Origin of the sequence: Microbacterium sp. SL75 (genome assembly GCF_026625865.1) — a bacterium.
In the GTDB taxonomy this organism is placed as follows: Bacteria; Actinomycetota; Actinomycetes; order Actinomycetales; family Microbacteriaceae; genus Microbacterium.
Map to the genome: position 1 here is coordinate 337215 of NZ_CP113067.1, position 21553 is coordinate 358767.

18 protein-coding genes are annotated in these 21553 nt (G+C 68.9%); 5 read left to right on the forward strand and 13 right to left on the reverse strand.

Going from position 1 to position 21553, the window contains the following annotated elements:
- Window positions 1–6: 6 nt before the first annotated feature.
- The gene (locus OVA17_RS01540; protein ID WP_267787714.1) at window positions 7–447 is read right to left on the reverse strand and encodes a hypothetical protein; all 441 of its coding nucleotides are present in this window, start codon (window positions 445–447) and stop codon (window positions 7–9) included.
- A 515-nt stretch (window positions 448–962) separates the two neighbouring features.
- Window positions 963–1157, reverse strand: coding sequence for a hypothetical protein (locus OVA17_RS01545; RefSeq protein WP_267787716.1), 195 nt, complete (start codon window positions 1155–1157; stop codon window positions 963–965).
- Window positions 1158–1284: 127 nt separating this feature from the next.
- On the opposite strand from OVA17_RS01545, the gene OVA17_RS01550 reads away from it, so the two are divergent.
- Together OVA17_RS01550 and OVA17_RS01555 are read left to right on the forward strand one after the other, a co-directional pair.
- On the forward strand, window positions 1285–1692 hold the full coding sequence (locus OVA17_RS01550; protein ID WP_267787717.1) for an META domain-containing protein: 408 nt from the start codon (window positions 1285–1287) through the stop codon (window positions 1690–1692).
- A gap of 143 nt (window positions 1693–1835) precedes the next feature.
- The gene (locus tag OVA17_RS01555; RefSeq protein ID WP_267787719.1) at window positions 1836–2615 is read left to right on the forward strand and encodes an HAD-IIB family hydrolase; all 780 of its coding nucleotides are present in this window, start codon (window positions 1836–1838) and stop codon (window positions 2613–2615) included.
- A 19-nt stretch (window positions 2616–2634) separates the two neighbouring features.
- Here the strand turns inward: OVA17_RS01555 and OVA17_RS01560 are convergent, their stop codons facing one another.
- The 6 genes from OVA17_RS01560 to OVA17_RS01585 all read right to left on the reverse strand — a co-directional run bounded on the left by OVA17_RS01560 (window position 2635) and on the right by OVA17_RS01585 (window position 8636).
- A complete protein-coding gene (locus OVA17_RS01560) occupies window positions 2635–3456 on the reverse strand; it encodes a siderophore-interacting protein (RefSeq protein WP_267787720.1) in 822 nt (273 codons plus the stop codon).
- A gap of 10 nt (window positions 3457–3466) precedes the next feature.
- A complete protein-coding gene (locus OVA17_RS01565; protein ID WP_267787721.1) occupies window positions 3467–4240 on the reverse strand; it encodes a FadR/GntR family transcriptional regulator in 774 nt (257 codons plus the stop codon).
- Between the two features lie 62 nt (window positions 4241–4302).
- The gene (galE, locus tag OVA17_RS01570) at window positions 4303–5331 is read right to left on the reverse strand and encodes a UDP-glucose 4-epimerase GalE (protein ID WP_267787723.1); all 1029 of its coding nucleotides are present in this window, start codon (window positions 5329–5331) and stop codon (window positions 4303–4305) included.
- 50 nt (window positions 5332–5381) lie between these two features.
- Window positions 5382–5987, reverse strand: a complete 606-nt coding sequence (locus OVA17_RS01575) for a thymidine kinase (protein ID WP_267787724.1) — start codon at window positions 5985–5987, stop codon at window positions 5382–5384.
- A gap of 7 nt (window positions 5988–5994) precedes the next feature.
- Window positions 5995–7467, reverse strand: a complete 1473-nt coding sequence (locus OVA17_RS01580; RefSeq protein WP_267787725.1) for a malate:quinone oxidoreductase — start codon at window positions 7465–7467, stop codon at window positions 5995–5997.
- Window positions 7468–7565: 98 nt separating this feature from the next.
- Window positions 7566–8636: an aspartate-semialdehyde dehydrogenase gene (locus OVA17_RS01585; protein WP_210073589.1), complete on the reverse strand. Its 1071-nt coding sequence runs from the start codon at window positions 8634–8636 to the stop codon at window positions 7566–7568.
- A 232-nt stretch (window positions 8637–8868) separates the two neighbouring features.
- Here OVA17_RS01585 and OVA17_RS01590 point away from each other — a divergent pair, with 232 nt between their 5' ends.
- Window positions 8869–10098: an ATP-binding protein gene (locus tag OVA17_RS01590; protein WP_267787727.1), complete on the forward strand. Its 1230-nt coding sequence runs from the start codon at window positions 8869–8871 to the stop codon at window positions 10096–10098.
- Window positions 10095–11369: a tetratricopeptide repeat protein gene (locus tag OVA17_RS01595; RefSeq protein WP_267787729.1), complete on the forward strand. Its 1275-nt coding sequence runs from the start codon at window positions 10095–10097 to the stop codon at window positions 11367–11369. The genes OVA17_RS01590 and OVA17_RS01595 overlap by 4 nt, the downstream gene beginning before the upstream one ends.
- A gap of 102 nt (window positions 11370–11471) precedes the next feature.
- On the opposite strand, the gene OVA17_RS01600 is transcribed toward OVA17_RS01595, so the two are convergent.
- Window positions 11472–12758: an aspartate kinase gene (locus tag OVA17_RS01600; protein ID WP_210073576.1), complete on the reverse strand. Its 1287-nt coding sequence runs from the start codon at window positions 12756–12758 to the stop codon at window positions 11472–11474.
- 182 nt (window positions 12759–12940) lie between these two features.
- Between OVA17_RS01600 and OVA17_RS01605 the strand changes: the two genes are divergently transcribed.
- A complete protein-coding gene (locus OVA17_RS01605; RefSeq protein WP_267787731.1) occupies window positions 12941–14338 on the forward strand; it encodes a threonine/serine ThrE exporter family protein in 1398 nt (465 codons plus the stop codon).
- A 104-nt stretch (window positions 14339–14442) separates the two neighbouring features.
- Here the strand turns inward: OVA17_RS01605 and recR are convergent, their stop codons facing one another.
- From recR to OVA17_RS01625, 4 genes are all read right to left on the reverse strand, one after another.
- Window positions 14443–15036 (reverse strand): recombination mediator RecR, encoded by a 594-nt coding sequence (gene recR / locus OVA17_RS01610; RefSeq protein ID WP_056229546.1) that lies wholly within the window; start codon window positions 15034–15036, stop codon window positions 14443–14445.
- Complete coding sequence (locus OVA17_RS01615) at window positions 15036–17894, reverse strand: DNA polymerase III subunit gamma and tau (RefSeq protein WP_267787733.1); 2859 nt, start codon at window positions 17892–17894, stop codon at window positions 15036–15038. Before OVA17_RS01615 ends, recR begins: the two co-directional genes overlap by 1 nt.
- Before the next feature lie 154 nt (window positions 17895–18048).
- Complete coding sequence (locus OVA17_RS01620; RefSeq protein ID WP_267787735.1) at window positions 18049–20586, reverse strand: glycoside hydrolase family 65 protein; 2538 nt, start codon at window positions 20584–20586, stop codon at window positions 18049–18051.
- A gap of 122 nt (window positions 20587–20708) precedes the next feature.
- Window positions 20709–21443: an HAD family hydrolase gene (locus tag OVA17_RS01625; RefSeq protein ID WP_267787737.1), complete on the reverse strand. Its 735-nt coding sequence runs from the start codon at window positions 21441–21443 to the stop codon at window positions 20709–20711.
- Window positions 21444–21553 lie beyond the last annotated feature (110 nt).

Sequence of the window (21553 nt, forward strand, 5' to 3'; positions counted from 1 at the left end):
GGTGACTCAAGCGCATCGAGAGGTGCCCTTGGATCCAAGCGCACCCGTGAAGTAGGCGGACGTAATACGGTCGTTCCAGTTCTGGCCGTCTACATTGTTGAGATTGGGCTTACCGTCGTGGCGGAGAATCGTGAAGTAATACCCGTTCTGGAGGTCGTGCTCGTAGAACCGAGCGTTGTCCGAGAACCCGTAGTTGTACGCCGACGAGGTTATGTCGTTGTAGCTGTAGTTCCCCAAATTGTCGATGCAGTATTCGAAGTACAGCATCCGCCAGTTCTGAGCCGCATCAGTGCCGTAGTCATATCCCGACCACAGACAGCTTTTCCCCTGAGTCTGACACCCCGACGGGGCTGCGTTCGCAGGCGCGGCAACTGCGACGACTCCTCCGATGGCAAGCACGGCCCCGGCAGCGACCGCGGCGATTGTGCGGCTCCATGACTTTTTCATCCTGTTCCCCATTCAAATGCCCCCTTATTCGATCCGGATGCCGGATTCATTTACTTGCTATTGCGCTTCGTGTCTAGCAGGACGGAGCTGTGGAAATCAAGGATCGATGACTCGAGGCAACCACCGGCGAGTATCAATATGTAACCTGACCGGGGCTTTACGTGATGGGGAGCCCCAGTATTTCTTGTTGCCGAAGACGCTCGGATCGAACGCACAGTGGGCGTCCAGTTGCGTGATCCTCCTTGTCAAGTCGGCCATATGGGGGACAACGCCCGGACTATGCACCCACGGCATGGATGCAAGATTCGTTCCTCACGCGTTCCTCGTCTCGGGGTAGCACACGCACCTCGGGGTCGACGCGGCATTTCGTAGAGGGTGATTGCCCTCCAAATGGGTGACAGGCACGTGCGATTTAGGACGCAAGAATTGATATGCGGCACCGGCTATGCGGGTGGCGGAGATGACCCCTTTGGGCGCGATGTGCGTAGTGCCGCACAACTCCGGTTTCGTAAACCTCATTTCAGCAGAATGGGAATCGTCACAGCCTGAACGTCGTCGTTGGCCAGGGGCTGCTGTGCGGTCGCATCGAATGCCGGACCGGAGGTCGGCGCGAGCGACTGGTCTTCCCCGGCGAAGGCCGCGGGGGCCAGCAGACCGGAAGCGGTGAGCGCGACGGCGGTGGACGCTGCAGCCCACCCCATACGCTTCATGATTAGTGTGATCGTCTCATCTCATGTGTCGGTGAAAACGCGCGATGAGGCAGGACGGGAATCTCGATAGGGCCCCCACCCATCTCTCAGCGTCGAGGATCACCTTAAGGGAACCTGAGCGTTGTATATGAAGTCGATTTCGTTTTTCGATGTGGATGAGGAGATTCTCATGTCCCGCCGTTTCGCTGCCCTCTCCGCGCTTGCCGTCGGCGGCATGATTGCCGCGGCGTGCGCCGCCCCCGCGAGCGGTACCGCCCCGGCATCCGAGTACGGCCGTTGGGCCGGGCAGGGACCGGAATTCCTCACACTGGAAGACGAGGTCCTCACCGGCAGCGACGGCTGCAATGGGCTCAACGGCTCGTACTCCCGGGAGGGCGACACGCTCACCGTCGGTCTCGGGCTGTCGACGCTGAAGGCTTGCATGGGCGTCGACACCTGGCTGCGCAGGGTGGCCACCGCGACAATCGCCGGAGATACGCTCACGGTGTTCGACCGCGCTGGTTCTCGGATCGGCATCCTCACCCGAGCCGTCTGAACCCGCGCCCCCACCCACTGCACGACGCAAGGGGCGACGGGAGCCCGCCGGTAGAATCACTTCGTACGCGGGCCCCTCGCCGGCCCGCCCGCCGCGCGCACGCGACACCTCCGTGCGACGACCTCTCACCTTTCAGGAGCACCGTGTCCGACGCCTCGCCCCGCCTCGTCGCCTTCGACCTCGACGACACCCTCGCCCCCTCGAAGTCGGCGATCGACCCGCGCATCGGCGACCTGCTGCTCGCTCTCGCCGAGAAGGTCGAGGTCGCGATCATCTCCGGCGGGCAGCTTCAGCAGTTCCGCAGCCAGGTCGTCGAGCGCCTTCCCCAGGCCTCCCCCGAGCTGCTCGCGCACTTCCACCTGATGCCCACCTGCGGCACCCAGTATTACCTGCTCACACCCGCCGGCGTCGAGACCGTGTACGCCCACTCGCTCACCGACGACGAGAAGCAGCGCGCCCTCACCGCCGTTCGCGAGGAGGCCGAGCGCCTCGGCCTCTGGGAGTCGGAGCCGTGGGGAGACATCCTCGAAGACCGCGGCTCGCAGATCACGTTCTCGGCACTCGGGCAGTCCGCCCCTCTCGAGGCGAAGATGGCCTGGGACCCCACCGGCGAGAAAAAGAACAGTCTGCGCGAGGCCGTTGCCTCCCGGATCCCCGACCTCGAGGTCCGCTCCGGCGGATCGACCTCCGTCGACATCACCCACCGCGGCATCGACAAGGCCTACGGCATGAACAAGCTCGTCGAAGCCACCGGCATCCCCCTTGACGACATGCTCTTCGTCGGCGATCGCCTCGACCCCGACGGCAACGACTACCCCGTGCTGGCCATGGGCGTCGAGTGCCAGGCCGTCCACGGGTGGGAAGACACCGCCGCGTTCCTCGAGAAGCTCATCCCGACGCTTCCCGCACGAACCGGGGAGTGAGCCCGGGCAGCGCGAGCCGTCAGAGGATCTGTCCGATAGGCTCGCGCTTCTCGGCCTGGAACCGATCCTCGGTGCGGCCGTAGGCCCAGTAGCCCGACAGGGAGACCTGCTCGCGGGCCAAGCCCCACCGGGTGAAGACGAGATCGCGGATCCGCTTCATCGCCTCACGCTCTCCGTGCGCGAACACGTGTCCTCGTCCGTCGAGCGGATGCCACGCGGACACGGCATCCGCCAGGACGTTCGTTGCACCCGCCACCGCAGCCCCTCGGTGAACCCAGGTGATCTCGATGCCGGCGGGGGCGGCCAGTGCGAGCTGCTCGTCGGCGGCCTGCACTTCGAGGAACGCCGCGCCGACGGCATCCGCGGTCAGGGCTTCGAGAGCCGCGGCGATCGCGGGGATAGCAGACTCGTCGCCGATGAACAGGTGCCAGTCCGCCGTCGAGTCGGGCGCGTAGCCGCCCCCCGGCGACGACACCACAAGACGGTCCCCCGGCTGTGCACCCGCCGCCCAGGGGCCCGCGAGACCTTCGTCGCCGTGCACGACGAAATCGATCGTCAGCTCATCGCCCTCGACCGCGCGCACCGTATACGTGCGGGTGACGGGAAGGTCCTCCGGCGCGAGCGTGTCGCGCAGAGAAGCCAGGTCGTACGGCGGCTCGAGGCCGAGCTCCGGCTTGGCGAACGTGATCTTGACGTACTTGTCGGTGTGGGGGTTGTCCCGGAACACCGCGAGATCCTCCCCTCGAGCGCGCACGCGGACGAGGTGCGGGGTGAGACGCTCGGTCTCGACGACGTGCAGAATGTGCTGCGGGCGCGGCGGGCGCGCGGGTCGATCGCTCATGGGGATCCTCTCAAGCGGACGGCGAAGAACGTACGGCGGCACGCGCCGCGTCACCGACGGCGGCTTCGTCCGCATCGGACGGGCTCAGCGCCTGCGCCACCTCGGTGTAGTAATCGGTGATGTGAGCACGCACGGCCTCGCGCGCTCCCTCGGCGTCGCCACGCGAGACCGCCGCGAGGATGTGTCGGTGCTCCGAGCGCAACCGCTCGGCGACGACCGGCCACACGTCGAGGCGGGCGGCCCCCGCCCGGGTGTACGCCTCGATGGAGCTGCGCAGGCCCGCCATCATCGCCGAGACGACCGCGTTGCCGGACACCTCGGACAGGGCCTGGTGGAAACGCGCGTCGAGAGCCAGGAACTCGTCGGGGGCGAGGGTTTCGGCATCCATCGCGTCCAGGATGCCGACCACCTCGGAAAGATCGACGTCGTCGCGGGCCAACCGCTCGACCACATCGACCTCGAGCACGATGCGCGTGCGGACGACGTCCGTCAAGGGGAAACCGTTCGCGGCGACTTGCAACCGGAGGAAGGCGGCGAGGCCGCCCCGTGGTGTCGTCACGATCATGGCCCCTGCGGTGGGTCCCGAGCCCGTCGCCGTGCGCACGACCCCGAGCACCTCGAGCACCCGCACCGCCTCACGCACGCTCGATCGGCCGACCCCGAGCTGGGACGCGAGCTCGCGCTCGGGAGTCAGTCTGTCGCCGGGCGACAGGCGCCCCTCGCGGAGATCGCCCTCGATGCGTTCGAGCACGATCTGCCAGGCACGGGGTGCGATGTTCGGCAAGGAGTCCCCGTTCCGTCGAGCACGCTGGTGTGGCCCGACCACACCAGCCTACGCGTGGATGATCAGGCGTCGGCGGTCGTGCGATACCCGGCCGGGTTCGTGGTCTGCCAGTTCCAGTAGTCGCGGCAGGCGTCGTCGATGCCGAGACGCGTGCGCCAGCCGAGGACCTCGCCGGCCTTGGACGGGTCGCAGTACGTCGCGGCGACGTCTCCGGGACGACGGTCGAGGATCTTCTTCGGCAGCTCTCGCCCCACGGCCTTCTCGAACGAGGCGACGAGTTCGAGCACGCTCACCGGACGACCGGTACCGAGGTTGAACACCTGGTGGCCGGGCTGCGCCTGCTCGAGAGCGGCGACGTGACCCTCGGCGAGGTCGACGACGTGGATGTAGTCGCGCAAGCCCGTGCCGTCGGGGGTGTCGTAGTCGGCACCGAAGACCCCGATCTCGTCGAGCGTGCCGATCGCCACGCGCGAGACGAACGGCATGAGGTTGTTCGGGATGCCGGCGGGGTCTTCACCGATCAGGCCGGACGGGTGCGCGCCCACCGGATTGAAGTAGCGCAGCACCGTCACGTTCAGCTCGGGGTTCACGCGCGCGACGTCGGCGAGCACGACCTCGTTCATGCGCTTGGACTTGCTGTACGCGTTCGACAGATCGATGCTCGTCGTCGACTCCTCGGTGAACGGGAGGTCGGCCGGGTCGGAGTACACCGTTCCGGTGCTCGAGAAGACGAAGCTCCGGATGCCGTGGGCGATGCCCACCCGCAGCAGGGCGAAGGTCGTGTCGAGGTTGTTGGAGTAGTACTCGAGCGGCTTCTGCGTCGACTCCCCCACGGCCTTGAAAGCGGCCAGGTGGATGATCGCGTCGATCGGTCCGTGCTCGTCGAACGCCGACGCGACGACCGCCTCGTCGGCCGCATCGCCCACGATGAGGGGCGCGGGCTTGCCGGTGATCTTCTCGACCCGCTCGGCGGCGACCGCGTGCGTGCCCGACAGATCGTCGAGGAGGACGACGTCGTGGCCCGCTTCGAGAAGGGCGACGGCCGTGTGGGTTCCGATGTAACCGGCTCCGCCGGCCAGGAGTACGCGCATGCCTCCAGGCTATCGCTCGGGCACCACCGCGCTGATCGCGCGAGAGGGGCTCAGCGCCCGTCGAGCCGCCCGCCCGACTCGCGCAGGTAGCACGCGGCGCACATCGACTCGTACGTCACTTCGCCCTCGATCTGCCCCTCGTCGATGGCGACCTGATCGCCGTCGAAGACGAACCGGCCGCCCACCAGCCGTGCGTTGAAGATCGCCTTCCGACCGCACCGGCAGATCGTCTTCAACTCTTCGAGGCTGTGGGCGATCTCCATGAGGCGGGCGGATCCGGGGAAGGCCTCGGTGCGGAAGTCGGTGCGGATGCCGTAGGCGAGCACGGGGATGCCGTCGAGCACGGCGATGCGCAGGAGGTCGTCGACCTGCGCGGCGGTGAAGAACTGCGCCTCATCGACCAGCAGACACGCCACGGGTGCGTGGCCCGCGGCGCCGTGGAAGACCTCGCGCAGGTCGTCGTCAGGGGCGACGAGGAAGTCGACCGCGCGCTTCACGCCGAGGCGGCTGTCGATCTGATCAGCGCCCTTGGTGTCGATCTCGGGCTTGGCCAGCAGGACGCGCTGACCACGCTCCTCGTAGTTGTACGCCGCCTGCAGCAGGGCTGTCGACTTGCCCGAGTTCATCGCTCCGTAGCGGAAGTACAGCTTCGCCACGCGCGACTCAGGGGTTGATCGCGAGAGCGTGGGCCGTGGCATCCAGCTCTTTGCGCGCGGCGGCGGGGTTCGTGTTCAGCGTCTCGCCGTAGCTGGGGATCAGGTTGCGCAGGCGCGGCTCCCAGTCGGCCATGCGCTCGGGGAAGCAGGTCTTGATGAGCCCCAGCATGATGGACACGGCGGTGGAGGCTCCCGGGGATGCCCCGAGGAGACCGGCGATCGAGTGGTCGGCTGAGGTGACGACCTCGGTGCCGAACTGGAGCACGCCGCCCTTGTCCTTGTCGCGCTTCATGACCTGGGCGCGCTGGCCGGCGTCGAGCAGCTCCCAGTCCTTGTCCTTCGCGGTGGGCATGAAGTCGCGAAGGCTGTCGACCTTCTTCGAGTGGGTCTTGAGCAACTCGCTGACGAGGTACTTGATGAGGCTCGGGTTGTCGACGGCGACCTTGAGCATCGGCAGGATGTTGTGCGGACGCACCTGCGTGACGATGTCGAGCATCGAGCCGTTCTTGAGGAACTTCGGGCTGAAGGTCGCGAACGGTCCGAACAGCAGCGACGACTCCCCGTCGATCACGCGCGTGTCGAGGTGCGGCACAGACATGGGGGGTGCACCCACCGACGCCTGCGAGTACACCTTCGCGCGGTGCTTCGCCACGATGTCGGGGTTGGAGGTCTTCAACCACTGCCCGCCGATCGGGAAGACACCGTAGCCCTTGATCTCGGGGATTCCCGAGCGCTGCAGGAGTTTGAGGGCCCAGCCGCCCGCGCCGACGAAGACGAACTTCGCATTGATGGAGCCGGGGGTCCCGCCGATGACGTGGCGGTACGAGACCTCCCACGACCCGTCCTTCTGCTTCTTGAGCTTCTTGACGTCGTGGTTGGTAGCCACCTCGACGCCCTTCTCGCGCAGGTTCGCGAACAGCTGACGCGTGAGTGAGCCGAAGTCGACGTCGGTGCCGGCGGGCACTCGCGTGGCGGCGAAGGGCTCGCCCTTGCGACGCTTCTGCATGAGCAGCGGAGCCCACTGGTTGATGACGCGCGAGTCCTCGCTGTACTCGATACCCGCGAACAGCGGCTGCTGCTTGAGGACCTCGTAGCGCTTGCGGAGGAAGGCGACGTCTTTCTCGCCGCGGACGAACGTCATGTGGGGCGTGGCGTTGATGAACGTCGACGGCTCATCGAGCACGCCCTCGGCGACGAGCGAGGCCCACAGCTGACGGCTCTGCTGGAACTGCTCGTTGATCGTGACGGCCTTGGCCGGGTCGATCGTGCCGTCCTTGGCCTCGGGCGTGTAGTTGAGCTCGCACAGCGCCGCGTGACCGGTGCCGGCGTTGTTCCAGGCGTTCGAGCTCTCTTGAGCGACGTCGCTGAGACGCTCGAGCACCGCGATCTTGAGATCGGGCTGGAGGTCCTTCAGCAGCGTGCCGAGAGTGGCCGACATGATGCCGCCACCGATGAGAAGAACATCGACGTTTTCAGTCACCCGTCGATTCTAGGTGCGGGCCGAGAGGTGTCTCGACATCGAGAGAACCGTCGGTTCGATGTCGAGACACCTCGCACCCGGCATCCGGATGCCGTGTCTCAGACAGTCGCGAGGCGCTTGTGCGCCACGAGCTCGGCGATCTGCACCGCGTTGAGAGCCGCGCCCTTGCGCAGGTTGTCGTTGCTGATGAACAGCACGAGGCCTCGGCCTTCGGGAGCGGACTGGTCGGCGCGGATGCGACCGACGTAGCTGGGGTCGGTGCCGGCGGCCTGGAGCGGCGTGGGCACTTCTTCGAGCTTGACACCGGGGGCCTCGGCGAGGAGCTCACGAGCGCGTTCGGGCGAGAGGTCGCGAGCGAACTCGGCGTTGATGCTGAGCGAGTGACCCGTGAAGACGGGGACCCGCACGCACGTACCGGCGACGCGCAGGTCGGGGAGCTCCAGGATCTTGCGGCTCTCGTTGCGGAGCTTCTTCTCTTCGTCGGTCTCGTTCTGTCCGTCGTCGACGAGGTTGCCGGCGAAGGGGATGACGTCGAAGGCGATCGGGGCGACGTACTTCTCGGGCTCGGGGAAATCGAGGGCAGAGCCGTCGCGCACGAGACGCTCCACCTCGCCCTGGGCGAGGACGCCCTCGACCTGGCCGAGGAGCTCCCGGGCGCCCGCGAGGCCGGAGCCGGAGACGGCCTGGTAGGTGCTGACGATGAGGCGTTCGAGGCCGGCCTCGGTGTCGAGGACTTTCAGGACCGGCATGGCGGCCATGGTGGTGCAGTTGGGGTTGGCGACGATGCCCTTGACGGCCTGGTCGATCGCGTGGGGGTTGACCTCGCTCACGACGAGCGGGACCTCGGGATCCATGCGCCAGGCGCTGGAGTTGTCGATGACGAGGGCGCCCGCCTCGGCGAAGCGCGGCGCGTGCGCCCGGCTCCCCGTAGCTCCGGCGGAGAACAGAGCGACCTCGACGCCCGCGGGGTCGGCGGTGGCCACGTCTTCGACGACGACGGAATGGCCCGCGAACTCGATCGACGAGCCGGCGGAGCGCGCGGTGGCGAACAGTCGGAGTTCCCGAATCGGGAACGCGCGCTCGGCGAGGATCTCGAGCATGACGGTGCCGACCTGGCCGGTGGCGCCGACGACTGCGAGGGAGATTCCGGAATCGGAGATGCGGGTCATGGCTGTTCCTCGGGTACGCGGGGGCGCGCGGACGGATGCGCGCGACATTCGTGCCAGAGTAGCGTGCGCTCGGGGGGTCGCCGATCAGCGCCGGCCGCTCCGGCGGTCGTGAACGCCAGGATGGCAGGACCGCTGCTCTCGCACGGCGAACAATCCACAGGTGAGACGACGATATGGCACGTGTCGGTGGTCTCGCCCACAATGGCAGGGCACCCCCGTCGCGAGGAGACCGATGAACGACCCGCTGATCGAAGCCCTGCGTCGCGCCGTCGAGGCCGCACCACTCGACGACGAGTTGCGTCTGCATCTCGCGACGCAGCTCTGGGAACGCGGACTCGCAGACCAGGCCGTCTCAGAGGCGAGCACCGTTCTATCGCACTCCCCCGCCGACTCGCGGGCCCGCGAACTGCTCGCTCGAGCGCTGGGTGCGCCCGCGGCCCCCGACCCGGCGAGCCTCAGACCTGCGGCCCCTCCCTCCCCACCCCGTCCGGAGGCCGGCTTCGACTGGTCGGCCGCCGAGACCGAGGTGGGTCACATCGCGCGGCCCGCGTTCGTCGACGGCGAGAGTGCCCCGGCGTTCGACGCGCACGACCTGCAGCGACCCACGACGACCCTCACCGATGTCGGCGGCATGTCCCAGGTGAAAGAGCGGCTGAATGCGGCGTTCCTCGCCCCGCTGAAGAATCCCGAGCTGCGTGCGCTCTACGGCAAGAGCCTGCGGGGCGGACTGCTCATGTACGGACCGCCGGGGTGCGGCAAGACGTTCATCGCCCGTGCGATCGCCGGCGAACTCGGGGCGTCGTTCCTCTCCGTCGGCATCAGCGACATCCTCGACCGGTACATGGGCGAGAGCGAGCACAACGTCCGAGACCTCTTCCAGCTTGCGCGCCGCGACGCCCCGACGGTCATCTTCCTTGACGAGTTGGATGCCATTGGGCAGCGCCGTTCGCAGGCCCGCCACAGCGGGATGCGCGGGGTCGTCGTCGCCCTGCTCGAAGAACTCGACGGTGTCGCCAGCGACAACGAGGGCGTCTTCGTCCTTGCGGCGACGAATCAGCCGTGGGATGTCGATCCCGCCTTGAGGCGACCGGGCCGCCTCGACCGCACGGTGCTGGTCCTCCCTCCCGACGATGAGGCTCGGCGGGCCATCTTCCGCCACCACCTGGCCCGCCGTCCCGTCGAGGGTGTCGATCTCGCGGAGCTCGCACGGCTGACCGACGGCTACAGCGGCGCCGACATCGCCTATGTCTGCGAGGTCGCGAGCGAGAACGCGCTGCTCGAGAGCGCACGAACCGGCACGGCGCGTCTCATCGGCATGGACGATCTGCGACATGGCGTCGCTCAGACCACCTCGTCTACGGGCCCCTGGCTCGAGGCGGCCCGTAACATCGTCCGTTTCGGCGAAGACGACGGCACCTTCACCCAGTTGCGCGACTACCTCAAAAGCGTGCGCCGCCTGTGAGCGACGACGCACGGGCACTCCGTAACGCCGATACGCTGCTGAGCCTCGGACGGCGCCAACAGGCACTGAAGGAGGCGGGAGCGGTGCTCGCGCGGGACCCCGGCAACGCAGAAGCACAGCGGATCGTCGGAGAGGCCCTGGTCGAGCTGGAGCGCTGGGACGAACTCACGCCGCTCGCCCGAGACGCGGTGTCATCGTTTCCTGACGACGCGTGGGCGTGGCGCCTGCTCGCCCTCACCCAGATGGAGACCGCCCACGAGGCAGAGGCCCTGTACGCCGCCAACCGTCTGTACGCTCTGGCCCCCGAGGTCTCGTTCGCGGTGTTCACCTACGCGCGCGTCCTGCATGCCTTCGGTCGCGCCGCCGAGGCCATCCCCGCCCTCGAGCGCGCGCTCGAGACGCAGCCCGATGACATCGATCTGCACCTCGCGCGCGCGACGTGCTTGTGGAAGGTGGGCCGCTCGCGCGAAGCTCGCGAGAGTGTCGCCTTTGCGCTACGCATCGACCCGACGAACGACGATGCCCAACGCGTCCTCGCCGTCTTCGGCGGACCGGGTCAGCGCGGATCCGACGCCCTCCTCGAGACGGCTCGTCGCGTGGCGAAGGCCCCCGGCGACGACGACAACGAGGTCTTCTTCGAGCTCGCCGCCAGCAGGGCGCTGGTTTTCCCCGTCTCGGTCGTCCTCGGCCTGTGCGTGGCCCTGCTCGCGGTCTGCGTTCCGACCGGCGGCCTGTGGGGATGGCGCATCGACACCGGCCTCGGTCATCTCGCCGGCGCGATTGTCCAGGCCCTCCTGTTCTCGGGAGCCATCGCCATCCTGGGATTGTGGCTCCGGCGCATGCAGCGCAACCTGGGTGATCTGTTTCGCTCCATCGTCGCGTCTCGGATGGACGATGGGCCCCTGTCGAAGTTCACTTCGTGGGCGATCGCGGGTGCTCTCGTCCTCGACCTCATCGGCATCGTCGTCTACGCCACGGCGGGCGATCCCCTCGGCACTCTCGGATTGACCCTGGGACTGTGCAGCGCCTACGCGGGCGGTGTGCTGGTGGTCCTGTTCCAGCTCATGACCCGCGGCCTGGTCTCGCGCGCGATGACGAGACCCGCCGGACTGCTCGTGCTCCTGTGGCCGGGGGCGATCGCCGGAGTGGTCCTTCTCGGGCTCTTCCTCATCGGCGCGGTGCTGTACATCATCGTCTGGTCGTTCTCGGGTGACCGGTTGCCGGAGCCCTTTCCCCGGACCGATCAGGAAAGACGGGAGACGTCGAACTAGTCGGCGTCACCGATCACGCCATCCCGAGACGCGCCTGCGTCGTTCTGGAACGCGGCGACCTCCGCGCCCAGCGACATCCTGCGCGTCGAGGCGAGACGGTGATCAGCGACCGGTGCCGGCGTGGACGGTCGCCTCGGCGTCACCGTCGAGCCCGTAGGCCGTGTGCACGAGACGGGCGGCCTCGGCGAGGTCGACACCACGCACCACGACCGAGATGCGGATCTCGGAGGTCGAGATCATCTCGATGTTGACGCCAGCCAGGCTGAGCGCCTCGAAGAGAGTCGCCGAAACGCCCGAGTGCGTGCGCATGCCCGCGCCGACGACGGAGAGCTTGCCGATCTGGTCGTCGTGCACGAGGCTTTCGAACCCGACCTCGGCCTGCTCCGCGGCGAGCGCCTTGAGGGCCGCGGTGGCGTCGGTCTTGGGCAGCGTGAACGAGATATCGGTGCGGCTCGTGGCAGCGGCCGAGACGTTCTGCACGATCATGTCGACGTTCGCGCCGGACTTGGCGACGATCTTGAAGATGTCGGCGGCCTTGCCGGGCACGTCGGGCACACCGATGACGGTGATCTTGGCCTGGCTGAGGTCGGTGGCGACGCCGGCGACGATGGGCTCTTCCATGACTTCTCTTTCGGGGACGAGTGCGGAGGTCTTCGAAGCGTCGAGCACCCAGGTGCCCTCGCCCGAGCTGAACGTGGAACGGGCGTGGATGAGGACGCCGTGACGACGCGCGTACTCGACCGCGCGGATGTAGAGGACCTTCGCGCCATTGGCGGCGAGCTCGAGCATCTCCTCGCTGCCGACACGGTCGAGCTTGCGCGCGAGGGGCACGACGCGGGGATCCGCGGTGAAGATGCCGTCCACGTCGCTGTAGATCTCGCAGACATCGGCCTTCAGCGCCGCGGCGAGCGCCACGGCCGTGGTGTCGGATCCGCCACGACCGAGGGTCGTGATGTCGCGGGTGTCGCGGTTGAAGCCCTGGAAGCCCGCGACGATCACGATCGCTCCCTCGTCGAGCGCCTCGCGAAGGCGGACGGGCGTGACATCGACGATGCGGGCTGCGCCGTGCGTGGCATCCGTGATCATTCCGGCCTGGCTGCCGGTGAAGGAGCGCGCCTCGAAGCCCATCGAGTGGATCGCCATCGCCAGCAACGCCATCGAGATGCGCTCCCCGCTGGAGAGCAGCATGTCGAGCTCGCGCGGCGCAGGGATGGGCGCGACCTGGTTCGCCAGATCGAGCAGCTCGTCGGTGGTGTCGCCCATCGCGCTGACGGCGACGACGACCTCATGACCCGCGCGGCGGGTGTCGACGATGCGCTTGGCGACCCGCTTGATGCTCTCGGCGTCGGCGACGGACGAACCGCCGTACTTCTGGACGATCAGAGCCATGAGGAGAACTCCCGGAGAGGTCGCGCGTCGGGATGCCACGACGGGGCGCTCGTGCCGCGCCCGAGGATCATCCTAGAGGCGGGCGCATACCGCCTCCGTCATGGGTCGACGCCGGGAGAAATCGCAGAGCCCGTCGATAGGATCGAACCCTCCCTCTCTCCCCCTTCTCTGGAGGCCCGCGGTTGTCCCCCACCCCGCGCCGACTGCTGTCGTCTTTGCGCCGGCTCGTCCATGTCGACGAGGTCTCCTCCCCCGACACGACGTTGCTTCCGATCATCGATGAGGCCCTGTCGACGCGCATTCTCGATCTCGCCATCCGCATCGGCGAGACCATGCTCGTCGTCGGTGCCCCGGCCAACGAGGTGACCCTCACGATCGTTCGGGTGTGCGGGGCGTACGGACTCGACCCGGTGCACGTCGACGTGACCTACAACTCGATCACGATCGCGCACAGCCGCCCGGGCGCGAGCCACCCGACCACCCTGCTGCGCGTGGTGCGGGGCTCGGTCCCCGACCACGCGAAGCTGCAGCGCCTGCAGGCCCTGGTGCAGGAGATCACCGGCGGCCTGGGGCTCGACGATGCGATTGTGCGGTGCCGGGCCATCCGTCGCCTGCCCTTCCGCTATCGCCCCGCGATCGTCATCGCCTCACAGGCGTCGCTCGCCGCGGGAGTGGCGATCATGTTCGGGGCGAACTGGCTCGCCCTCGTGCTGTCCTTCATCGCCGCGGCCCTCGCCGCCACCACGCAATACGTGCTGGCGCGCGCGCGTGTGCCGTACTTCTTCGCGCAGATCGCCGGCGGTTTCGTCCTCACCGTCTTCGCGGCGCTGTCGCCGCTGCTGCGCTACACCGGTCTCGACGCGGCCGCGGCCATCAGACCGTCGGTGATCGTGGCATCCGGAATCGTCCTGATGCTCGCCGGTCTCACCGTCGTGGGCGCGGCACAGGATGCCATCGACGGCTTCGCTCTGACCGCGACGGGACGCATCCTCGAACTCACCACGCAGACTCTCGGCGTGGTGCTGGGGATTCTCGCGGGGCTCGAAACGGTGCGCGTTCTCGGGATGGGGATGTCGCCGCCGTCGAACGCGCTGCCGCTCGGACCCGTCGGCGTCCAGTTCGTGGGAGCCGCGGTGATCGCCATCGCTGTCGCGGTGTTCAACGGTGCCGGCGCGCGCATCGTCGTGGTGAGCGCCGCCCTCAGCCTGGTGGCCTGGGCGGGCTACGTCGCGGCCTCCGGCCTCGGCTTCGAGGTCGCCGCCGCGAGCGGCGTGGGAGCCTTCGTCGGAAGCTTCGCGGGCATCGTGGTCGCCTACCGGTTGCACGTGCCGTCGGTGGCGATCACGACCGCGGCGATCCTCCCGCTCGTGCCCGGTGCCGCGGTCTTCCGAGGTCTTCTCGGGATCGTGGAGTCGGGCCAGGATCCTGCCGTGCTCATGACCGGGGTCACCACGCTCGCCGGGGCGGCGACCATCGGCATCGCCCTCGCCGTCGGTGCTTCTCTCGGCATCTATCTGGGCCAGCCCGTGCGGGCGACCCTGTCGAGCGTCACCCGGGTGCGAGCGCGCGTGCGGCGGTAACCGGCGCCGGCCCGCGCGGACGACCCCGTCGGTTATTCCCCGGGTGCGAGCGCGCGTGCGGCGGTAGCGGGGGTGCCGGGATGCCCTGACCCCGCGGACGGTCGTCAGAGCGTCCGACGACCCTCGAAGGCGCGGCCCAGGGTCACTTCGTCGGCGTACTCCAGGTCGCCGCCGACGGGGAGACCGGATGCCAAACGCGTCACGCGGATCTCGAGGGTGTGCAGCAGCCGGCTGAGGTAGGTCGCCGTGGCCTCTCCCTCGAGGTTGGGGTTCGTCGCCAGGATGACCTCTTGAACGGTGCCGTCGGCGAGGCGCTGCATGAGTTGGGTGACGCGCAGATCGTCGGGACCGATCCCCGCGATGGGGCTGATGGCGCCGCCTAGCACGTGGTAGAGGCCGCGGAACTCGCGGGTGCGTTCGATCGCCGCGACGTCTTTGGCGTCTTCGACCACGCAGATCAAGGTCGCATTGCGACGCGGGTCGCGACAGATCGAGCAGCGGTCCTGCTCGGAGACGTTGCCGCAGATCTCGCAGAACTTCACCTTGTCGCGGATCTCTCCGAGCAGCGTCGACAGGCGCGATACATCGAACGACGGCGACTGCAGGATGTGGAATGCGATGCGCTGAGCCGACTTCGGGCCGATGCCCGGAAGGCGGCCGAACTCGTCGATCAGGTCTTGGACGATGCCGTCGTACATCAGGTGAACCTCGTCGGGGGCTCGTAGGGCTCATCGCGCACGTAGTTCGCCCCGAGCATCTGGCGCACCACGGCTTCGCCGTATCGCTGGACGCCCCCGCTGAGCGGGGCCATGCGCGGAACGACGACCGGCGGCAGCGGGGCCTCGACCTCGTCGACCGGTGGGATGACGTCGTCGTCGTCGACCTCGTCCGGTGCGGCCACCGAGGGGGTGACCTCGCGCGGCGGCAGGACAACGCCCTCGTGCAGCTCGGAGGGGGCGACCGCGGTCGCCTCGTCGGGCTCGTCGTCGACGGCGAGGGCCGTGGACGGAGCCGCAGGGACCCGCATCGCCGCCGGGGCGGAGCCGTCGGATGCCGGGATCGGCGCGACGGCCCACTCGGTCACCGACGATGAGTACGGCGCCGAACCCTGCGGAGCGCGAGTCGTGGTCGTGGGAGCGCCCGACGCCGGGCCACTCGTGGGAGCCGAGGGGCCTCGCGAGGAGCCGCCGGGACCGGATCCCCCGTGACCGTCTCCCTCGAGGCGCGCGAGGTACTTGACCCGGACGCCGAGGACCGCCTGGATGGCCTGGCGGAGATCTTCGCTCGGGCCGCCCTCCGGGGTGCGCGTCTTGAAGGCGGTGAGATCGCTCCCCGTCCGAAATGCCAGCGTGAGCACGTCGCCCTCGAAGGCGGCGACGGCGGCGGTCGACACGATGAGCCACGACGACCGGCTCGCGACCTCGAGCTGGCCGAGCACCTCGGGCCACGCGTCGCGGACGTGTCCGAGCTCGATCGGGCCGACGGGAGTGGCGGGCGGCGTGGGCGCGGTCGGTTCGAGCGGCGAGGCGTCTTCCGTGTCGTCGGACGGCGCGCCCGAGGTCGACGCCGCGGCGGGTCGCTGTGCAGCCGACTCCGACGCCGAGGACGCAGCGGCGTCGTGGCGCGGGGCTGCTGCCGCGGGGGCCTCGGTGGGCGCCGATTCGGGCTCGGGGTCGAGTTCGGACGACGCGGTCTGCGGAGTCGGAGCCGTGTCGAACGGGTGGACGTCGTCCGACGCCTCGACACGACCGGAACCCGCAGACGCCGCAGCACGCGCGGCGGGGCGCGACGGCGATCCTGCCGACGCCCGAGTGTCTTCTTGGTCGGACGGGCTCGGGCCCGACGGGGAGATCGCCCCCGTTGCGCCGCGCGCGGGTGGCGCTGCCGTCTCAGACGGCGACTGCTCGTCGTCGTCGAAAGGCGGAGGAGCGTCGTCGTCGGTGAACGGCGGCGGTGCATCGTCGTCGCTCGGTCCGAAAGAGGGCGGTTCTGCATCGGCCGGGCGCACCGGAACCGCCTGCGGCTTTCCCGGTGAGGCCGCGGCGGGTGCCGCCGGAGCGGGCGAAGCGGCACCGGGTGCGGCCACACCGGGTGTCGCGGCACCCGGTGCGGCGATACCGGGCGACGCGATCCTCCCGGCAGACGCAGCGGCTGGCGCGGCGACACCGGGAGAAGCGACCGCGGGAGACGCAGTCGGGGGCGCGACGGAGGGGGAGGCAACCGCCGGAGAAGTGCTGCCCGGGGAGGCGATCCCGGGCGCGGCAACTCGCGATCCTCCGGGGCTCGCTACCGCGGGGGACGCCGGCGATGTGCCGGGAGAGGCGATGTCGGCCGCGGGAGACGCCGGTCTTCCCGTCGCGGGGGCCGGAGCGGAGGCATGCGAGCCCCCACGCGTCGCCTCGAGATCGTGCGCCATGGCGGGCGACGTGCCCTGGGCGACGCCGGCGTGGGTGAGCACGCGTGCGACCAACAGCTCGAGCTGCAGGCGCGGGGACGTGGCCCCGGTCATCTCGTCGAGGGCGGCGACCACCAGGTCGGCGGTGCGCGAGAGGCGCGGCGCGCCGAACGCCGTCGCCTGACGGGACATGCGATCGAATTCATCGTCGGGGATGCCGCGCAGGATCGCCGAGGCGCCCGCGCCTGTGGCTGCCACCACGATCAGGTCGCGCAAGCGCTCGAGCAGGTCGTCGACGAAACGACGCGGGTCTTGACCGGTCTGCACGACCCGGTCGACGGCGGCGAAGGCTCCCCCACCGTCGTTGGCGGCGAAGGCGTCGACGACTTCGTCGAGGAGCTCGGAGTGCGTGTAACCGAGGAGCGCGACCGCGCGCTCGTACCGCACGAGGACGTGACCGCCCGCGTCCGCGTCGGAGCCGGCGATGAGCTGGTCGAGCAGGGAGAGCGTGTCGCGCGGCGATCCGCCACCGGCGCGGACGACGAGCGGAAGCACACCGGCCTCGACGCCGACGCCCTCGGTCTCACACAGCTCTTGGACGTACTCGAGCATGGCCGCGGGCGGAACGAGCCGGAAGGGATAGTGGTGCGTGCGCGAACGGATCGTGCCGAGCACCTTCTCGGGCTCGGTGGTGGCGAAGATGAACTTCACGTGCGCGGGCGGCTCCTCGACGAGCTTGAGCAGCGCGTTGAAGCCCTGCTGCGTCACCATGTGCGCCTCGTCGAGGATGAAGATCTTGAAGCGATCGCGCGCGGGTGCGAAGATCGCGCGCTCGCGGAGGTCGCGGGCGTCGTCGACGCCGTTGTGGCTCGCCGCGTCGATCTCGACCACGTCGAGCGATCCGCCGCCGCCGCGACCGAGCTCGACGCAGCTGTCGCACGTGCCGCACGGGGTGTCGGTGGGGCCGGCGGCGCAGTTCAGGCAACGCGCGAGAATACGGGCTGACGTGGTCTTACCGCAGCCGCGCGGACCCGAGAACAGATACGCGTGACCCACGCGATCGCTGCGCAGTGCGGTCATGAGCGGCTCGGTCACCTGAGACTGCCCGATCATCTCGCCGAACGCCTCGGGGCGGTATCGGCGGTACAGGGCTGTCGTCACCACACCAGCCTACGGCGTACCTCCGACATCGCATCCGCCGCGGTCGATCGGCCCCGCCAGAACAACGGATGCCGAGCCCCGGGCCGTCATCGCGCGGCGGCGCCCGAGACGCCGAACGCGGCGGCATCCCGGAGGATGCCGCCGCGTCGATGGTTCAGAAACCGCCGTCGAGCCCGACCGCGATCGGCCCGTCGTCGTCGCCGACGATCGGAATCGCCGTCGTGACGATCGGCACCGAGGCCGACAGGAGCGTGCCGTCCTCGCGCACCGAGCCCTCGAGCTGGCGGATCGAGGGCCGACCCGGCCGCACCGGGCCCTGCCCGTGGAGCGCGACGCGCACGGTCTCACCCGGAGCCACGGTGTACGTCGCCCCGCGCACCGCGAAGGTGACGGGGTCGCCCTCTCCCCCGGCGCGCAGCGTCAGCGCGGTCTCGGTGAGCGTGATGTCCAGGCGCGTGCCGTGCCAGTGCAGCACGTACGACAGCTCGGGCCAGTCGGCCGGAAGGCGCGGGTCGAAGGTGAGCAGGCCGAAGTGGTCGCGCATGCCGCCGAAGCCGCTCACCAGGGCGGTCCACACCCCACCGGCCGATGCCACGTGCACGCCGTCCGAGGCGTTGTGGTGCAGGTCTCCGAGGTCCACGAAGGCGGCCTGCCGGAAGTACTCCAAGGCGAGGTCCTGGTAGCCCACCTCGGCCGCCAAGATCGACTGCACGACCGCCGACAGCGTCGAATCGCCCGTCGTCAGCGGGTCGTAGTACTCGAAGTCGGCGAGCTTCTCGGCATCCGTGAAGTGATTTCCCTGCAGGAACAGCGCGAGCACCACATCGGCCTGCTTGAGCACCTGGTAGCGGTAGATGACCAGCGGGTGGAAGTGCAGCAGCAGGGGGCGCTGGTCGGGCGGGGTGTTCTCGAGGTCCCAGATCTCGCGTTCGAGGAAGACGGCGTCCTGGGGATGGATGCCGAGGGCCTCGCTGAACGGGATGTGCATGGCCTCGGCCGCCTTGTCCCAGCGCTCCGGCTCGGAGGGGTCGAGGTTCATGCGGTCGGCCATCTGCGCATAGGCCTCGGGGTTGTTCTCGGCGAGGTCGCGCACCGTGCGGGCGGCGAAGCGCAGGTTGAAACGCGCCATGACGTTCGTGAAGAGGTTGTCGTTGACGACCGTGGTGTACTCGTCCGGTCCGGTCACACCGTGGATGTGGAACGAGTCGCGCTCCCCGTCTTCGGCGGCGTCGCTCGAGCGCCAGAAGCCCAGCGTCGACCAGAGGCGGGCGGTGTCGACCGCGATGTCCACACCCTCGCGGGCGAGGAACTCCTCGTCCCCCGTCGCGCGGACGTACTTCGCCAGGGCGAAGGCGACGTCGGCGTTGATGTGGTACTGCGCGGTGCCGGCAGCGTAGTAAGCGGACGCCTCTTCGCCGTTGATGGTGCGCCACGGGAACAGGGCACCCGCTTCGTTGAGCTGGTGCGCGCGCTTGCGGGCTGCAGGAAGCATCAGGTACCGCATGCGCAGGGCGTTTCGGGCCCAGAGGGGCGACGTGTACGCCAGGAACGGCAGGACGTAGACCTCGGTGTCCCAGAAGTAGTGACCGCTGTACCCGGAACCGGTGACGCCCTTCGCCGGGACACCCTGTCCGTCGGCGCGGGCCGCGGCCTGCGCGAGCTGGAACAGGCACCAGCGCGTGGCCTGCTGCAGGTCGCCGTGACCGCCGATGCGCACGTCGGAGCGGTCCCAGAAGTCGGCGTACCAGGCGATCTGCTTCTCGACGAGCCCGTCGACCCCCGTCTCGACCGCACGGTCGATCGTGCGTCGGCAGCGATCGAGCAGCTCACCCGTGGGGACGCCCCGCGAGGTGTGATAGCTCACCAGCTTGGTGATCGTGGTGGGCACGCCGGCCTTCGCGTGCACGCGGTAGATGTTCTTGGCGATGTCGGGCTCGACGAGCTGACGCGAGGTGTACTCGTTCTCCGTCTCGACGAGGTGGTCGGCGATGACGGCGAGCGTCATGTTCGACTCGCTCACCTCGTAGCTGAGCGCCGAACGGTTGCCGTCCTGCCAGTACTCGCGCGGCTGCAGCACGCGATCGCTGAGCTTCTCGGTCTTTCGCGGGTCGAAACCGGACTGCTTGGATGCCATGGGCGAGCCGCCGTAGATCCCCTCGCCGTCCTGACGATTGAGCAGCTGATTGCTCACGGTGACGGGAGCGTCGGCGTCGAGCACCGTCACGGTCAGACGGAGGACGGCGAGGTGCTTCTCGTCGAACGAGACGAAACGCTCGTCCTCGATCCGCACGCGCTTGCCCGAGGGCGTGACCCACAGCAGGTTGCGGCGGAGGATTCCCTGGCGCATGTCGAGCACGCGCTCGTACTCACGGACGTCGGCGACGTCGAGAGAGAGCGGCTCGTCATCGACGTAGACGCGCATGACCTTGGCATCCGGAGCGTTGATGATCGTCTGCCCGACCTCGGCGAAGCCGTAGGCCTGCTCGGCGTGCCGGATGGGGAACGTCTCGTGGAAGCCGTTGATGAAGGTGCCCTGTTCGAGGGCGAAGCGCCCCTCGATGGAATTGCCGCGCAAACCGAGGTACCCGTTGCCGACGGCGAAGAGGGTCTCGGTGACCCCCACGTCGTCGAGGGAGAACTCGGTTTCGACGAGGCGCCATTCGTCGACGGGAAAACGATCGCGGTCGATCATCGGGGCGTGCCTTCCGGTGGCAGGTTCGGGTAGGCGCGGGGCGGCCTCGGGCCGTTCGCGCGGGTGGTGCTCGGTCTCGCCGATGGGGGCGGGCGATGACGCTTGTCGCGGGTGGCGACGGCTCAGTCTACGAACGCCGCGAGGTCGTCGACGACCACGGTGGCCCCGGCGGCACGGAGGTCGTCCGCCCCGACGCCTCGGTCGACGCCCACGACGACGCCGTAACCGGCGGCGACGGCGGACTGCACGCCGCTCAGAGCGTCTTCGACGGCGACGGATCGGGCGGGGTCGACGCCCAACAGGCGTGCGGCTTCGGCGAAGACGTCGGGGGCGGGCTTGGACGAGAGGTTGTCGCGCTCGGCGATCACGCCGTCCATCACGACGGGAAAGCGCTCGCGGATGCCGGCCGCGTCGAGCACCTCGACGGCGTTCTTCGAGCTCGACACCACGGCGATGGGGGTTCCCGCGGCCTGCAGCACATCGAGGAGGGCGACCGAACCCGGGTAGGGCGCGATGCCTTCGCTACGGAGAATCCGCGAGAACACCTCGTTCTTGCGGTTGCCAACTCCGCACACGGTGTCTTCGGACGGATCGTCGGAGGGGTCGCCCCACGGGACCTCGACGTCGCGGCTGCGCAGCAGGCTCGCAACGCCGTCGTACCGCTTCTTGCCGTCGACGTACTCGAAGTAGTCGCGATCGGTGTAGGCCGGCTCGATCTTCCACGCCGCGAACAGTTCGTCGAACATCGTCTTCCAGGCGCGCATGTGGACCTCGGCCGTGGGCGTGAGGACGCCGTCGAGGTCGAACAGCACTCCCTCGAAAGCGGTGAGGTCGGGCAGGTCGGGGCTGTCGGTCACGGCGGGCTCCAGATCGGTGTGCGGGTCACGGGCGCCGATGCGCGGCGATCTCAGGGTAGCGGTCGGGGGCGGACCGAGCCGGTTGCACGGCGGGCCGTTCGAAGAGGTGA

What these genes read in the sequence shown, in the direction of transcription:
- OVA17_RS01540 (WP_267787714.1), bottom strand. Translation starts at nt 447, where the DNA reads ATGAAAAAGTCATGGAGCCGCACAATCGCCGCGGTCGCTGCCGGGGCC.
- OVA17_RS01545 (WP_267787716.1), bottom strand. Translation starts at nt 1,157, where the DNA reads ATGAAGCGTATGGGGTGGGCTGCAGCGTCCACCGCCGTCGCGCTCACC.
- OVA17_RS01550 (WP_267787717.1), top strand. Translation starts at nt 1,285, where the DNA reads ATGAAGTCGATTTCGTTTTTCGATGTGGATGAGGAGATTCTCATGTCC.
- OVA17_RS01560 (WP_267787720.1), bottom strand. Translation starts at nt 3,456, where the DNA reads ATGAGCGATCGACCCGCGCGCCCGCCGCGCCCGCAGCACATTCTGCAC.
- galE (WP_267787723.1), bottom strand. Translation starts at nt 5,331, where the DNA reads ATGCGCGTACTCCTGGCCGGCGGAGCCGGTTACATCGGAACCCACACG.
- OVA17_RS01585 (WP_210073589.1), bottom strand. Translation starts at nt 8,636, where the DNA reads ATGACCCGCATCTCCGATTCCGGAATCTCCCTCGCAGTCGTCGGCGCC.
- OVA17_RS01590 (WP_267787727.1), top strand. Translation starts at nt 8,869, where the DNA reads ATGAACGACCCGCTGATCGAAGCCCTGCGTCGCGCCGTCGAGGCCGCA.
- OVA17_RS01600 (WP_210073576.1), bottom strand. Translation starts at nt 12,758, where the DNA reads ATGGCTCTGATCGTCCAGAAGTACGGCGGTTCGTCCGTCGCCGACGCC.
- recR (WP_056229546.1), bottom strand. Translation starts at nt 15,036, where the DNA reads ATGTACGACGGCATCGTCCAAGACCTGATCGACGAGTTCGGCCGCCTT.
- OVA17_RS01620 (WP_267787735.1), bottom strand. Translation starts at nt 20,586, where the DNA reads ATGATCGACCGCGATCGTTTTCCCGTCGACGAATGGCGCCTCGTCGAA.